Origin of the sequence: Luteimonas marina, assembly GCF_007859325.1 — a bacterium.
Lineage (GTDB): Bacteria > Pseudomonadota > Gammaproteobacteria > Xanthomonadales > Xanthomonadaceae > Luteimonas > Luteimonas marina.
Map to the genome: position 1 here is coordinate 106,188 of NZ_VOHK01000002.1, position 15,548 is coordinate 121,735.

11 protein-coding genes are annotated in these 15,548 nt (G+C 71.5%); 8 read left to right on the forward strand and 3 right to left on the reverse strand.

Translation table 11 applies throughout. From position 1 onward, the window contains the following. The first annotated feature begins 129 nt into the window (after nt 1–129). The 6 genes from recC (at nt 130) to FQY83_RS04660 (ending at nt 11,423) form a co-directional block, all read left to right on the forward strand. Nucleotides 130–3,507: an exodeoxyribonuclease V subunit gamma gene (recC, locus tag FQY83_RS04635; protein ID WP_238333408.1), complete on the forward strand. Its 3,378-nt coding sequence runs from the start codon at nt 130–132 to the stop codon at nt 3,505–3,507. Then, a complete protein-coding gene (gene recB / locus FQY83_RS04640; protein ID WP_146385556.1) occupies nt 3,504–7,124 on the forward strand; it encodes an exodeoxyribonuclease V subunit beta in 3,621 nt (1,206 codons plus the stop codon). Before recC ends, recB begins: the two co-directional genes overlap by 4 nt. Next, nucleotides 7,121–9,124, forward strand: coding sequence for an exodeoxyribonuclease V subunit alpha (gene recD / locus FQY83_RS04645; RefSeq protein WP_146385558.1), 2,004 nt, complete (start codon nt 7,121–7,123; stop codon nt 9,122–9,124). The genes recB and recD overlap by 4 nt, the downstream gene beginning before the upstream one ends. Beyond that, nucleotides 9,121–9,963 (forward strand): DNA damage-inducible protein D, encoded by an 843-nt coding sequence (gene dinD / locus FQY83_RS04650; protein ID WP_146385560.1) that lies wholly within the window; start codon nt 9,121–9,123, stop codon nt 9,961–9,963. The genes recD and dinD overlap by 4 nt, the downstream gene beginning before the upstream one ends. A gap of 354 nt (nt 9,964–10,317) precedes the next feature. After that, nucleotides 10,318–10,587, forward strand: coding sequence for a hypothetical protein (locus tag FQY83_RS04655; protein WP_146385562.1), 270 nt, complete (start codon nt 10,318–10,320; stop codon nt 10,585–10,587). 152 nt (nt 10,588–10,739) lie between these two features. Continuing rightward, complete coding sequence (locus FQY83_RS04660; protein WP_146386316.1) at nt 10,740–11,423, forward strand: L,D-transpeptidase; 684 nt, start codon at nt 10,740–10,742, stop codon at nt 11,421–11,423. Nucleotides 11,424–11,441: 18 nt separating this feature from the next. Here the strand turns inward: FQY83_RS04660 and FQY83_RS04665 are convergent, their stop codons facing one another. Next, nucleotides 11,442–12,356, reverse strand: a complete 915-nt coding sequence (locus FQY83_RS04665) for an AraC family transcriptional regulator (RefSeq protein WP_146385565.1) — start codon at nt 12,354–12,356, stop codon at nt 11,442–11,444. 160 nt (nt 12,357–12,516) lie between these two features. On the opposite strand from FQY83_RS04665, the gene FQY83_RS04670 reads away from it, so the two are divergent. Beyond that, a complete protein-coding gene (locus tag FQY83_RS04670) occupies nt 12,517–13,272 on the forward strand; it encodes an SDR family NAD(P)-dependent oxidoreductase (protein WP_146385567.1) in 756 nt (251 codons plus the stop codon). Nucleotides 13,273–13,287: 15 nt separating this feature from the next. Here the strand turns inward: FQY83_RS04670 and FQY83_RS04675 are convergent, their stop codons facing one another. Continuing rightward, nucleotides 13,288–13,782 carry a nuclear transport factor 2 family protein gene (locus FQY83_RS04675; protein WP_146385569.1) on the reverse strand — a complete coding sequence of 165 codons (495 nt, stop codon included), beginning with the start codon at nt 13,780–13,782 and terminating at the stop codon, nt 13,288–13,290. Next, complete coding sequence (locus tag FQY83_RS04680) at nt 13,779–14,513, reverse strand: SDR family oxidoreductase (RefSeq protein WP_146385571.1); 735 nt, start codon at nt 14,511–14,513, stop codon at nt 13,779–13,781. The genes FQY83_RS04675 and FQY83_RS04680 overlap by 4 nt, the downstream gene beginning before the upstream one ends. 101 nt (nt 14,514–14,614) lie before the next feature. Here FQY83_RS04680 and FQY83_RS04685 point away from each other — a divergent pair, with 101 nt between their 5' ends. After that, nucleotides 14,615–15,511, forward strand: a complete 897-nt coding sequence (locus tag FQY83_RS04685) for a LysR family transcriptional regulator (protein ID WP_146385573.1) — start codon at nt 14,615–14,617, stop codon at nt 15,509–15,511. Nucleotides 15,512–15,548 lie beyond the last annotated feature (37 nt).

Here is a 15,548-nt window from a genome sequence, read left to right on the forward strand (position 1 = left end):
GCGCGCAGCCGACGGGGCCGCAGCTAGCCGCGGAGTATAAAACAAGCGTTCCGCACTGCCACGCCCGGGCCGCGGCCGGCCTTGCCGTCTCGGCCGCTGCGATGGCGCTGCGGCACAATGCCCGCGACCATGCCCAGCGCCGTCCCCGACTTCCGCCTGTACCACGCCAACGCGCTGGAAGTGCTGGCCGGCCTGCTGGCGGAGGCGTTGCGCACGCCGGCGCCGGGCGCGTCGCTGCTGGCGCCGGACACGGTGCTGATCCCGCAGGTGGCGATGCGGCGCTGGCTGCAGGCGACCCTGGCTGAGCGCCACGGCGTGGCCGCCAACCTCGAATTCCTGACCCCCGGCGAGTTCGTGCGCCGCGCGCTGGATGCCAATCCCGGACCGGGTCCGGGGCCGGAGGACGCCGACGACCTCGACGCCGCCGCGCTGCACTGGCGGCTCTATGCCGCGCTGGCCGATCCGACATTGGTGGCGCGCCCGGCGATGGCGCAGCTCGCCGCCTACCTGTCCGGCGCGGCTTCAGGACAGCCCGATCCCTTGAAACCATGGTCGCTGGCCGGCGAACTCGCCGACGTGTTCGAGAAATACCAGGCCTGGCGCCGCGACTGGCTGCTGCGCTGGGAAGACGGCGCCGACCCGGATGATCCGCAGGCGATCCTCTGGCGCCGCGTCGCCGGCGACGGCGCCCACCGCGCGCGCCGCATCCAGCGCTACCTCGACGGCTTCGAGGGCGCGGACAGGCCGCTGCCCAAGGGCCTGCCGCCGCGCGTGTTCGCCTTCGCCACCCTCAACGTCTCGCCCGACGTGCTGCGGGTGATGGCGACGCAGGCGCGCGCGGGCACCCTGCACTTCTACCTGCCCACGCCGACCCGGGCCTACTGGGGCGACCTGCAGACGTTGGCCGGGAAACTGCGCGCCGGCGACGCCGACCCCTTCGGCGAGGCGACCGGCGAGAACCGCCTGCTGCAGGCCTGGGGCGCGGCCGGCCGCGACTTCATGGCGGTGCTCGGCAGCTATGAAGTGGTGCATCCGTCCGGCGAGATCGCCGCCTACGCCGATCCGGAAGAAGACGCGCGCCCGACGCTGGCCGAAGGCGGCCTGTCCGACGGCCTCCTGCACCGGCTGCAGCGCGACCTGTTCCACCGTCGCGCCGACCCTTCCGGCGAGCGGCTGCCCGCCCTGCGCAGGGACGACCCCAGCCTGCAGGTCCACGCCTGCCACACCCGCCTGCGCGAACTGCAGGTGCTGCACGACCAGCTGCGCGGCCTGCTCGAGGATCCGCGCTTCGACCCGCCGCTGCAGCCGCGCGAGATCGCGGTGCTGGCGCCGGACATCGATCCCTACGTGCCTTACCTCGAAGCCGTGTTCGGCGGGCGGGGGGAGGGCGAACACCTGCCCTACGCCCTGGCCGACACCAGCCCGCTGGCCAACGAACCCCTGGCCGAAGTGTTCCTGCGCCTGCTCGGCCTGCCGCTGTCGCGCTTCGGCCTGGACGAGATCCTCGACCTGCTCGCCAGCGCGCCGATCGCCGCCGCCGCCGGCCTCGACGCTGCGGCGATCGAGCGCCTGCACGGCTGGCTGCAGGCCGCCGGCGCGCGCTGGGCGCTCGACGCCCGCCATCGCGCCGCGCACGACGCGCCTGCCGACGATGCCTACACCTGGCAGTTCGCGCTCGACCGCCTGCTGCTCGGCCACGCCCTCGGCGACGACGACGCCATCGCCGCCGCCAGCGGCCAGGTCGTCGCGCCGTGGCCGGAGCTCGAAGGCAGCGCGCTCGATGCGCTGGACACCCTGCTCGGCCTGCTGCGCACGCTGGCGCGCCAGCAGAAGGCGCTGGGCGAGGCGATGCCGCCCGCGCAGTGGCGCGAACGCCTGCTCGACCTGCTCAAGGCGCTGCTGCCCGCCGAACCGACCGATCCCGCCGCCCGGCGCGCGCTCGACCGCCTGCGCAAGCTGATCGAGGAATTCGCGAAACATGCCGCCGACGCCGGCTTCGACGCCGCGGTGCCGGCCGAAGTCGTGCGCGCGCATTTCGCCGCCGCGCTGGCGCAGGCCGACACCCGCGCGCCGCTGCTCACCGGCGGCATCAGCTTCGGCCGCATGGTGCCGATGCGGCTGCTGCCGTTCCGCGTCATCTGCGTGCTCGGCATGAACGACGGCGACTATCCGCGCCGCGATCCCGCCGCGGGCCTGAGCCGGCTCACTGCCGAACTCGGCACCGACAAGCGCCGCCCCGGCGACCGCTCGCTGCGCGAGGACGACCGCTTCCTGTTCCTGCAGCTGTTCGCCGCCGCGCAGGACGTGTTCTACCTCAGCTACCTCGGCGCCGATCCGCGCGACGGCAGCGTGCGCGAACCCTCGGTGCTGGTCAGCGAACTGCTCGACGCCGCCGCGCGCTACCACGCCGATCCGGCTGCGGTGAAGCAACAGATGGTCGTGCGCCATCCGCTGCAGCCGTTCTCGCCGGCCGCGTTCGGCGGCGACGACCCGCGCCGCTTCAGCTATCGCGGGCAGTGGCATCCCGCCGCCGGTGCGACGGCGGTGGCGCGCGCGCGACTGGCGCCATGGATCGACGGCCACCTGCCCGGCGATGAAGACGACGTCGGCACCGAACTTTCGCTGGACGCGCTGAAGAAGTTCTTCACCGATCCGGCAGGGGAATTCCTGCGCCACCGGCTCGCGCTGCGCCTGCCCGACGGCATCGAAGTGTCGGACGACATCGAGCCGCTGCTGCTGCCCGCGCGCGGGCTGGACGCGCTGCACCTGCGCCAGGCCGTGGCCGAGGCGCTGCTGCAGGGCGAGGAGCACGCGCTGCATGCGCGCCTGCGCGCGCGCGCGCTGCTGCCGTCCGGGGCGTTGGGCGAACGCCAGTTCGAAGCGCTGCTCGAAGACATGCGCGCCTATGTCGACGCCTACCGCCACTGGCGCGGCGGCAGCGAAGGCGCGACCGTCGAGCACGAGGTCGAGATCGACGGCCTCCGCCTGCGCGGCCGCATCAATGATGTGCATGCGCACGGCATCGCCGTGCTGCGTCCCGGCAAGCCGGGCGGCCCGGCCGTGATCCGCAGCGGCCTCGACCGCCTGCTGGCCAACGCCGCGGGCGCCGCGCTGCCGCTGGTGCAGTTCCACGGGGACGACGGCGTCGGCCCGCATGCCGCGCCCGCGCTCGCCAGTGATGCCGCGCGCGACGCGCTGCGCACGCTGCTGCAGTTGCGCCGCGCCGGCCTGCGCGCCCCGCTGCTGTACGGCCCGCGCACCGGCTGGGCGATCTGGAATGCATCCAATGACGACAGGATGCGCCGCGCCGCCTTCGACGCCTGGCACGGCAACGACCATGCTTGGGGCGAAGCGACGTCCGACAGCATGCGGCTCGCGCTGCGCGGGCGCGATCCGTTCGCGGAGGCCTCCGACTACGACACGCTGGTCGATACCTGCCAGCGCGTGTTCGCCGCGGTCTGCGCCGGCATGGCCAGCGGCGATGCCGCACAGGACGATGCCGCATGAGCGTCGTCGAACTCCACGAGGACGACTCCCTGCGCCTTCCGCTCGACGGCGTGCAGCTGATCGAGGCCAGCGCCGGCACCGGCAAGACCTTCACCCTGGCGACGCTGTTCACGCGGCTGGTGGTCGAACGGCGGCTGCGCATCGGCCAGATCCTCGCGGTCACCTTCACCGACGCCGCCACCCAGGAACTGCGCCGCCGCATCCGCGAACGGCTCGAACTGGCCTCGCGCATCGCGGGCACGGCGGCGGGCGAGGGCGAGGACCACGAAACCGCGCTGACCCGCGCGATCCTCGAGCGCCGCCTGCAGGCCGGCGACGAAACCGCCGCGCAGCTGGCGCGGCGACTGGCCATCGCCGCCGAGGAGATCGACCTCGCCGCGATCTTCACCATCCACGGCTTCTGTGCACGCGTGCTCTCCGAGCACGCCATCGACAGCGGCCACGCCTTCGACGCGCCGGAGCTGCTCGCCAACCTGCAGCCGCTGCACGCCGAAGTGGCCGCCGACCTGTGGCGCAAACACGCCAACGATGCCGACGCACTGGAAGCGCTGACCGCGCTGTGGCGCGGACCGGAGGCGCTCGCCGGCGACCTGCGTGCGCTGCTCGGCGACCTGCCGCTGCTGCCGGTGGTCGATGACGACGCCGACGATCCGCGCGCCGCCGCCGCCGTGGCCACCGCGCAGCTCGCGCAGGCCATCGACGCGCACCTCGACGACGCCCGGGCCGCCATCGGCAAGGCCTTCGACGCCAAGGTGTTCGACGGCCGCCGCGCGCGCCGCGCCAGCTTCGACAAGGCCTTCGAGGAACTGCGCAAGGGCCGCGCGGCCGGCCACTGGCCGCGCAGCGACAAGACCCACCTGCAAAAATTGCTGCCGGCGCAGCAGCTCGGCTACTGCAAGGACGGCCGGCAGGCCGAGCTGCCCGCGTCGCCCCTGTTCGATCTCCTGCAGGCCTGGTGCGAGGCGGACGACGCGATGGAGGCCTGGCGCGTCGCACGACGCGTCGCGCTGCTGCACCGCATCCGCGACGAGGCGCGTGCGCGCGTCGCCCTGCTCAAGCGCCAGCGCCGGCTGCAGACCTACGACGACCTGATCGACGGCGTCGCCGCCGCGCTCGACGGCCCGCATCGTCGGCGGCTGGTCGCGCAGCTGCGCCGGCAGTACCGCGTCGCGCTGGTGGACGAGTTCCAGGACACCGATGCGCGCCAGTGGGCGATCTTTCGCCGCGTGTTCGGCGATTCGGAGGAAGTGCGCGAGGCGGGCGAGCAACCGGCGCTGTTCGTGATCGGCGATCCCAAGCAGGCGATCTACGGCTTCCGCGGCGGCGACGTGCAGACGTATCTGCAGGCGAAGGACACGGCCTCTGTCGCACCTCGCCTGCGGCACAACTTCCGCTCGCGCCCGTCGCTGCTGCGCGCGATCGAGGCGCTGTACGCCAACGCCGGCGACGAGGCCTTCGTCGAACACGGCATCGCCTTCGAGCCGGTCCTGCCCGGCGGCCGGCGCGACGACGCCGACTACCTGCGCGACGGCGCGGCGGCGCCCGCGCTCACCGTGCGCCTGGTCCATGGCGAAGACCGCGTGCCGCTCAACGCCGATCCCTCGCGCGAGGCCGTCACCGCCGCCTGCGTCGCCGACATCCACCGCGTGCTGTCCGATGCCCGCGCCGGGCGCGCGCTGATCGACGGCCAGCCGGTGCAGCCCGGCGACATCGCCGTGCTCGTGCGCACGCATCGCGAGGCCACGCGCGTGCAGCTGGCGCTGGCGGCGGCCGGCATTCCCGCGGTCGCCGCGGGCAAGCAGAGCCTGTACGCCACGCCCGAGGCGCAGGACCTGCGCCTGCTGCTGCTGGCGCTGCTGCAGCCGGCCGACGACGGACGCCTGCGCGCCGCGCTGTCCACCGTGCTGCTCGGTTTCGACGCGGCCGCCATCGCCAACCTCGACCACGACGGCGACGCCCTGCGCGCCGCGCAGGACGCGCTGCTGCGCTGGCGCGAGCGCTGGCAGCGCGGCGGGCCGTTCGCGCTGGTGTCCGACCTCTGCGCCGGGCAGGCCGAACGCCTGCTGGCGCTGTTCGACGGCGAACGCCGCGTCACCAACTACCTGCAGCTGGGCGAACTGCTGCAGGAAGCCGCCGGCGCGGCGCTGGGCCTGCACGGCCTGCTCGACTGGCTGCAGCTGCAGATCGCGCGCGCCGACGAAAACGACGACACCCAGCTGCTGCGGCTCGAATCCGACGCGCGCCGCGTGCAGATCGTCACCCTGCACAAGAGCAAGGGCCTGGAGTATCCGCTGGTCTACCTGCCGTTCTCCGGCATCGGCAGCAAGCCGCCGAGCACCGCCCGCCACCACGCCATGCACGACGGCACGCAGCGCAGGCTGTGCTGGAAGGTCGCGAAGGACGAAGCCTGGGCCGCCGTCGAAGCCCGCGCCGCCGCCGAGCGCGCGGCCGAGGACGCGCGCCTGCTCTACGTCGGACTCACCCGCGCCGAACATGCGCTGTGGATCGCCGCCGGCGACCTGAAGGAGTTCAACGACACGCGGCTCGCACCGCTGCTCTCGGACCTCGACGCGCTGCGCGGCAGCGACGGCATCCGCATCGTCGAAGGCCCGGCCGAGGACGCCCCACCGCGCCTGCCGGTCGAGCGCGATGCGATCGTGCCGCCGGCGCGCGTCGCCGCCCGCCCCATCGCGCCGGACTGGTGGGTCTACAGCTTCACCCAGCTCGCGCACGCCGACGGCCAGCACGACACCGAGGCCGCGGCCACCGAGGACATCGGCGCGGCCTCGGACGAACCGGCGCAAGCCATCGACGCGGAACTTCCCGTTGAAGCCGCCGGCGACGCCTTTGACCCGCGCTTCTCCGGCAGCCGCTTCGGCAATGTCCTGCACGCCGCGCTGGAGACGGCCGACTTCGCCGCCTGGGCCGGCTGGCGCGAGGGCGATCCCGCGCCACAGGGACAGGATGCGCCGCTGCTGAAGGCGCTGCGCGATGAAGGCTACGCGCGCGATGACCTCGACGATGGCCTCGCCCTGCTCGTCTCGCTGGTCGGCCGCACGCTCACCGTCGCCCTGCCCGAAGGCGGCGCCCTGCACGCGCTGGGCGCACACGAGCGCCGCGCCGAGATCGAATTCCACTTCGCCATGCAGCCCACGTCCGTGCCCGCGCTGCTCGACCTGCTGCACGCGCACGGCGTGGTGCGCGAGCGCCGCGGCTTCGGCCTGCGCCGCCGGCTCGAAGGCCTGATGACCGGCAAGATCGACCTCACCTACGTGCACGGCGGCCGCTGGCACGTGCTCGACTACAAGTCCAACCGCCTGCCGCGCTACGACGCCGCGCAGCTCGCCGCCGCCATGGCGCACAGCGAATACGACCTGCAGGCCCTGATCTACACCGTCGCCCTGCACCGCTGGCTGCGCTTCCGCCTCGGCAGCGCGTCCGATCACGGCGGCTACGACTACGCCCGCGACTTCGGCGGCATCCGCTACCTCTTCTGCCGCGGCCTCGACCCCGCGGGCGATCCATCGAAGGGCATCTTCGCGCATCGCTACGCGCCGCAGCTCGTGCACGCGCTCGACGCCCTGTTCGCAGGCCGAGCGGAAGGAGTCGCCGCGTGAGCCTGCTCGATGCCCTGTTCCGCGGCGGCCACCTGCGCACCCTCGACCACGCGCTCGCGCAGAGCCTGCGCCGTCTCGACCCGTCCACGCCCGACGCCGTGCTGGCCGCCGCCGCCCTCGCCTCGCTCGCCGTGTCGAAGGGACATGCCGGCCTGCAGCTCGACCGCGCGCGCGACCTGCTCGACGGCGACGATCCCGCCATCGCCTGGCCCGATGCCGGCGACTGGCAGCGACAGCTCGCCGCCTCGCGCTGGGTCGCCGCGCCCGTCGATCCCGTGCAGCCGTCCGATACTCAGGCACCGCTGGTGCTCGAAGGCGCGCATGGCGCGCCGGACCTGCTCTACCTGCGCCGCTACCGCGAATACGAACGTGCCCTCGCGCTCGGCCTGCAGCGCATCGGCGTGCACGCCCCCGACGCGGTCGGTCTCGATGTCCTCGCGCCGCTGTTCGCACAACTCTTCCCGCAGGTCCCCGGCAAAGACCGCCAGGCCCTCGCCGCCGCCACCGCCCTCCGCCACAACCTCGTCCTGATCACCGGCGGCCCCGGTACCGGCAAGACCACCACCATCGCCCGCCTCCTGGTCCTCCTCGCCGCCCAGGCGCTGCAGGACCACAAGCCTGCCCCGCGCATCGCCCTCGCCGCCCCCACCGGCCGCGCCGCCGAGCGCATGGCCGACAGCGTCCGCAATGCCCTGCAGTCGCTGACTGCCGCCGGCATCGCCCCCGAGCTGCTCGCACAGCTGCCCACCACCGGCACCACCCTGCACCGCCTGCTCGGCACCCTCCCCGACTCCCCGCGCTTCCGCCACCACGCCGACCACCCGCTGCCGTTCGACGTCGTCGTGGTCGACGAAGCCTCGATGATCGACCTGCCGCTGATGGCCAAACTGGTCGACGCCGTCGCCGACGGCGCGAAACTCGTCCTGCTCGGCGACCCCGACCAGCTCCCCTCGGTCGAAGCCGGCGACGTCCTTTCCGGCATCCTCCGCGCCGTCGGCAACGGCGAACGCATCACTGCCGAAGATGCCACCGCCCTACAGCCGCTGCTGAACCGTCATCCCCGCGAACAAAGCCGTCATCCCCGCGAAGGCGGGGACCCAGCGTCTTTGCTCCCGAATCACCGCGAAGAAGGGAACCCCGACATTCCCCGGAACGCCGCAACCCCAACCTTCCCCGCCCGCCGCATCCACCTCCAGCGCGGCTGGCGCCAGGACGAATCCCTGCACCTCGCCCCCCTCGCCACCGCCGTCCGCGAAGGCAATTCCGACACCGCCCTGTCCCTGCTCCGCAGCGGCACCCTGTCGAACGTCCACTTCCACGAAGCCCTCGCCGATCCGCTGCAGACGCACCGCGACCAACTGCTCGCCCACTGGCAATCGCTGGCCGAAGCCGCCACCCCCGCGCAGGCGCTCGCGCTTGCCGGCCGCCTGCGCATCCTCACCGCCGTCCGCGAAGGCCCCCAGGGCGCCCGCACCCTCAACGCCCGCATCGAAGAGCTGCTCGCCGGCCCCAGCCGCCGCGGCAGCCGCCCCGCTTCAAACAAGCATTTTCACGGCCAGCTGCTGATCGTCACCGAGAACAGCTACCGCCACCGCCTGTTCAACGGCGACATCGGCATCTGCCAGCGCGATGCGAACGGCGCCTTGATGGCCTGGTTTCCCGGCGACCAGCCCGATGCCCCGCGCGCCTTCCACCCCGCCGCGCTGCCCGCCCACGACAGCGCCTTCGCCATGACCGTGCACAAGGCGCAAGGCTCCGAGTTCGACACCGTCTGGCTGCTGCTCCCCGCGCGATCCAATCGCGTGCTGTCGCGCGAGCTGGTCTACACCGGCATCACCCGCGCGCGGCGCGAGCTGCATGTTGCAGGAAGCGCCGAGGTTCTCCGCGACGCGCTGGCACGGCATGCCAGCCGGTGGTCCGGATTGGGGCGGCGGTTGGGGTCGGAAACGGTACGCTGGGATCCCGCGTTGCAACCAACCATGGAAGGAGGTGGAGGATGAAGAAGGATCTGGTGCACAGCCTGACGCAGAACTTCGAGGCGCATGCCAATCGCACAGAGGGTGGCGTCGAGTTCTGGTTGGCCCGCGATCTGCAGCACCTGCTGGGATACAGCAAGTGGGACAACTTCCTGAACGTTGTTTCCAAGGCAAAAACAGCGTGTGAAGTGTCCGGGCATGCGGTCCCGGACCATTTTGCCGACGTCGGGAAAATGGTTGGCCTGGGCTCTGGCAGCCAGCGCGAGGTGGACGACATCATGCTCACGCGCTACGCCTGCTATCTGGTCGCCCAGAACGGCGATCCCCGGAAACAGGAGATCGCATTTGCTCAGACCTACTTTGCGCTGCAGACGCGCCGCGCCGAACTGATCGAACAGCGGCTGCTGGAGGCGGAGCGGGTACAGGCGCGTCGCAAGCTGAGCGAAACCGAAAAGGAACTGTCCGGCGTCATCTTCCAGCAGACCGGCGGCAACCAGGATTTCGCATTGATCCGCAGCAAGGGCGACCATGCGCTCTTCGGCCGCAACACGCAGGACATGAAGGCGCGCTGGAAAGTGCCGGCCAGCCGGCCATTGGCCGATTTCGCCCCCACCCTGATCCTCAAGGCCAAGGATTTCGCCACCGAGATCACGATCCACAACTCACGCGAACAGCGCATGCGAAGCGAGTCCGAAATCTCGCAGGAACATGTCTCGAACAACAAGGCGGTTCGCCAGACGCTGCTCGGACGCGGCATCCGTCCCGAAGACCTGCCGCCGGAAGAGGACGTCAGGAAGCTCGAGCGTCGCCTTGCCGCGGAAGACAAGAAGGCATTGAAAAAGCCGGATGCCCTGGACGATTGATGGCGCAGGGCGGGGCCGAATCCCTCGGCTGGACGCATGGGAGGGACCGGTACGGCTTTCCTTGCCGATGAACCGGGAGGCGTCGAAGAAGTCCCTGAAGCCTGGTCGGTGCAAAACGGCCAGTTGTCACGGTCTGCCGTTCATCCCGGGTGGTGATCGGCGACTGTGGACAAGGTCGTGATCGTCGATCAAATGCTGCGAACTTCCGCGCAAAGCGATGGATTCAAGCCGCAACTCCCCCGGGTTGCCGCGCCTTCACAACCCGCAGACGTACTCCAATTCCAGCTGAATGCGGATCATGGCGTCGAAGGAAAGGCCGCTATATTCCGAGACCCCGGACGAAGGAGGATCGGAATGTTCCTGACCAAGCAACAGCTGGTGTTGGTGCGTACGCTCGGCGTGGCGATCGTCGCCACCGTGGGCCTTGCCGCCTGTGCGACCTATGACGACGAGTTTGCAGGGATCAACTCGCGCCTGGATCAACTCGACACGAGGGTGCAGAGCGCGGCCCAGAGCGCCGAATCTGCCAATCAGTCCGCGCAGCAGGCCAACCAGCGGCTGGATCAGATCGAAGGTCGCGTCCAGCAGCTCGAAGCGGCGCCGCGCCGCGCGCCGCGCGGCTAATCGTTCCTGCACACTTCGTGACGAACGGCCTGAACCGGGACCCGGTGGCCTTTGCCGGCCATCCGGTCTCCCTGTCTTCATCCAGCCCTCGTTCCAGGGAACCGCGCATCCGTACGCGCGCGCGCCCTGCGATCCGGGTCGTTCATGTCGCGCTGGCGCTGGCGTTCGCGGGCTTCGGCGTGGCCGGCGCCAGGGATGCCTCCGCGCAACCGGTCACCGCGGTCGACCAGCTTCCGCGAGGCCAGGAGGTGTCCGCTACGGTGACCGGGCTCGCGGGCTGGGTGGTCGCAGCCAAGGATAGCCAGGGCTATCCGTTCGCGGTCATGGACAAGGCCGCCGCACAGATCCTGGTGTTCGGCGGCGACGGCCGGCTTCGCGGCGCGGCGCCTGCGCTCTTTGGCTCGGCGACCGGCGACCATACGGCCCCCGGCATCGCCGGCCTCGCGCTTCGCGAGATCCCGGGCCGGGATCGCACCACGCCTGCGGGTCGCTTCGTAGGCGGTTTCGGTCCGTCAATCGACGCCGGGCGCGTGCTGTGGGTGGACTACGATTCCGCGGTCTCCATCCACCCGACCGCGACCGGCGTTCCGGCCGAGAAGCGCGCCGAGCGCCTCGCATCGCCTTCGCCGGACGACAACCGCGTCACCCATGGCTGCATCAACGTCTCGCCCGAGTTCTACGAGCGGATCATCCGTCCGACGTTCGAGCGCGGCGGGGTGTTCTACATCCTGCCCGATGCGATGCCGATGGCGGAGGTCTTCCCGGAGTTCGCGCAAAGTCGCGCGAATGCGCAACGCAACGATGGAAGACGCGCACGGCGGTCCGCCCGCCAGTGAACAGGTCCTGCAATCCGTTCAAGCCGAAGCGGCTTCGCGGCTCACCGCCGATGCCTGCAGCCTGACCACCGCGGCCCTGGCATCCGCCGCCGGCGACTTGCCGAACATCCTTCCGTACTCGCGCGTGAACTGCGGCACGCTCTCGTAGCCCACCGCATAGGCTGCGCTGCTCGCGCTCGCGCCCTGCGACTGCATCAGCCGTCGCGCTTCGATCAGGCGCAGCTGCTTCTGGAACTGCAGCGGCGACAGCGAGGTGACGGCCTTGAAGTGCTGGTGGAACGACGAGGCGCTCATGCCGGCGATGGTGGCCAGGCGCTCGACCGCGATGGGCCTGGCGTAGTCGCGGCGCAGGACGTGCACGGCGCGCGCGACACGTTGCACGTGGCCGTCGGGCCAGCCGAGCTTGCGGATGGCGTCGCCGTGGCGGCCGGCGAGCAGCCAGTAGTGCATCTCGCGCAGCAGCTGCGCCTGCAGCACGGGCAGGGATTCGGGGCGGTCGAGCAGCTTCATCAGGCGCAGGGCGGCGTCGGCGGTTTCGGCTTCGGTGGGGTCGACGCGCAGCGGGGCGTGGTCGGCGATGGCGGGCGGGGCCATCTGTGCGACCAGGTCGGCGATCGTCGCGGGGTCGAGCTCCAGCACCAGCGAGTAGTACGGCGCGGCGGCGCTGGCGCGGGTGATCTGGCTGACGGTGGGGATGTCGGCGGTTACCAGCAGCGAGTCGCCGGCGGCGAACTCGAACAAGCGGGCGCCGGCGGTCACGCGCTTGCCGCCCTGCAGGACCAGGCAGGCCAGCGGGCGCTGGACGTCGTGGATCAGGTCGCTGGGCGCGACGGCGCGCACGGCCATCAGGCCGGGGATGGGGGTGGGGGCGAGGCCGTCGTCGCCGGCTTGGGCGTCGGCGTGGTGGCGGACAGCATCGAGCAAGGTGGTCATGCGGACAGACTAGCGCTTTCGGGCGTCTTGGCGCATTGATCTGGAGGATCGGGCAAGTCATTGCGAGGTTCCGGCAACTGCCGGGCGGGGCCGAGGCGGACGCTGTGCGGCGTCCGGATCCCTCCTCCCGGCCTGACTCCCAACGAAAGGAACCCATCGCATGTCCACGATCACCCTCATCACCGGCGCCAGCCGCGGCCTGGGCCGCAACACCGCCGTCCACGTCGCGCGCCAGGGCGGCGACGTCCTCCTCACCTATCGCAGCAATGCCGACGAGGCGCAGGCCGTCGTCGCCGAGATCGCCGCGCTGGGCCGCAAGGCCGTCGCGCTGCAGCTCGACACCGGCGAGGTGTCGGCGTTCCCGGACTTCGTCGAACGGGTGCGCGCCGCGCTGCGCGAGACCTGGCAGTGCGACCGCTTCGACCATCTGGTCAACAACGCCGGCCACGGCGACGTGGCGCCGATCGCGGAGACTACCGAGGCGCAGTTCGACCGGCTGGTAAACGTGCACTTCAAGGGCGTGTTCTTCCTGACCCAGGCGCTGCTGCCGCTGCTCGCCGACGGTGGGCGTATCGTCAACCTGTCGACCGGGCTCACCCGCTTCGCGTATCCCGGCTATGCGGCGTACGCGGCGGCGAAGGCCGCGGTGGAAACGCTGACGCTGTACATGGCCAGGGAGTTCGGCGCGCGCGGCATCGCGGTCAACACGGTGGCGCCGGGCGCGATCGAGACCGACTTCGGCGGCGGCGTGGTGCGCGACAACCCGGAGATCAACCGGCACCTGGCCAGCATCACCGCGCTGGGCCGCGTGGGCGTGGCCGACGACATCGGGCCGATGATCGCGGGCCTGCTGGGCGAGGCGAACCGCTGGGTGAATGCGCAGCGGATCGAGGTGTCGGGTGGGCAGGCGATCTGACGCGGGGCGGATCGATCAGGGCGAGCCCGGCGATCCGTCCATCAGCCGGTCCAGCGCCCAGGTGTCGAGGAAGGCGGTGACCCGCACCACCTTCCCGTCCGCGAATTCCATGTGCCAAGCGTAGTGGTTGGCGTACCCGCCGCCCTCACGGGTCGTCGCGCTGCCCTCCCAGAGCACCACCACAGCGTCGTCCTGCGCGACGAGGTGCCGGACCACCGGCGTGATCGGCGTCGCCAGGCGGGCATGGATCGGCTGCACGGCGCGGTCGAGGAACGCCTGGCGGGAGGCGTAGGTCCCCGACACCGGGCTGGCGCCGGCGACGGTCCAGACGACATCCTCGTGCAGCAGTTCGAAGACGCTTCCGCGCCCCTGCCGCCAGTCTTCGAACGCCTCGCGCACCAGGCGGGCGTTCGCGGCGGTCCGGTCGCCGGTGTCGGCGGACGTGCCGGCCACCGCCAGCGCCAGCAGGAGCGGCGCCGCCACCCGCGCGGCAGCGGGTGCCGGCCTCATGCCGGGCTCCCGAGCGGGCGGACCACGATGTCGGTGGTGTCGACGTCGGCCGGCTGCGCGATGGCGTGGGCGATGGCCTGGGCAATCGCCTCGGGCTTGAGCGCGACCCGGCGGAACGCATCGATCGCCTTCGCCGTTTCGGCATGGGTGATGCTGTGCGCCAGCTCGGATTCGACGACGCCGGGGTAGACGCAGGTGACGCGGACCGTGTCGCTTTCCATCCGCAGCCCGTCCGAGATCGCGCGCACGGCGTACTTGGTGGCGCAATACACCGCGGCGGTGGGCATCACGTACAGCCCGCCGATGGACGAGACATTGATCACGTGGCCCTGCTCGCGCGACTGCATCGCCGGCAGCACGGCGGCGATGCCGTGCAGCACGCCGCGGATGTTCACGTCGATCATCGCGTCCCATTCGTCCAGCTTCAGCGCGGCGATCGGCGAGAGCGGCATCACGCCGGCGTTGTTGACCAGCACGTCGATGCGTCCGAAGCGCTCCAGCGCATGGTCGGCGAAGGCCTGCACGTCCTCCCGCGAGGTCACGTCCAGTGCACGGGCGACGGCGGTGCCGCCGTTGGCGTTGATCCCGTCGGCGAGGGCCTGGAGCCTGTCGATGCGGCGGGCGCCGAGCACGACGGTCGCGCCGTGCGCGGCGAGCACCCGGGCGGTGGCCTCGCCGATGCCGCTGCTGGCGCCGGTGATCAATACGACCTTGCTGGCGATGTTGTCCATGGGAAATTCCAAGAGTGTTGGGAGGTGGAACCACCCTAGGGACCCCGTGGCGTCGATAGAAGACGCCAATCTCTGACCACATTGGTTAGACTTGCTAATCAATGGGCCCGGACCTCAATCTCCTGCGCATGTTCCTGGCCGTGGCCGAGGCATCGAGCTTCCGGGCCGCGGCCGACGCGCTGGGCGTCACGCGCTCGGCGGTGAGCCAGGGCATCCGCCGGCTCGAAGACGGCCTCGGCGTGGCGCTGGTGCAGCGCTCCACGCGCAGCGTCCGCCTCACCGAAGCCGGCGCCCGCCTGCACCGGCAGGTGGCCATGCCGCTCAGGACGGTGGGCGCCGCGCTCGAAGACGTGGTGGACGACGGGCCGCCGCGCGGCCTGCTGCGCGTCACCGTGACCTCGATCGCCGAGCGCTTCCTGTCCGGGCCGCTGGTGGCCGCCTTCGCCGAGGCCCATCCCGGGATCACGCTCGACGTGACCGTGAGCGACGACGCGTCCGACATCGTCGCCGCCGGCTTCGATGCCGGGGTGCGCCTGGGCGAGGTCATCGAACAGGACATGGTGGCCGTGCCGCTGACCGGCCTGCAGCGACAGGTGGCCGTGGCCGCACCGGCATATCTCGAGAAGCACGGCGCGCCCGCGCATCCCCGCGACCTCGTCCACCACCGCTGCATCGGCTGGCGGCCCGCGCCCGGCGTGGCGCCCTACCGCTGGGAGTTCGCCGAAGACGGCCGGGACTTCGACGTGGCCGTCAATCCGCAGGTCACGACCAACGACATGCTGCTGATGGTGCGCACCGCGCTCGCTGGCGGCGGCATCACCTTCGGCATCGAGGACACCTTCCGGCCGTGGCTGGACTCGGGGCGGCTGGTGTTACTGCTCGCCGACTACCTGCCGCCCTTCCAGGGCTTCTATCTCTACTACCCGAGCCGCCACAACCAGCCGCCGAAGCTGCGTGCGCTGATCGAGCACGTCAGGGCGTTCCGGGCGTTGGCGTAGGGCGGCTTCGGCCATGGGCGGACGGGCGCGGCCCGGG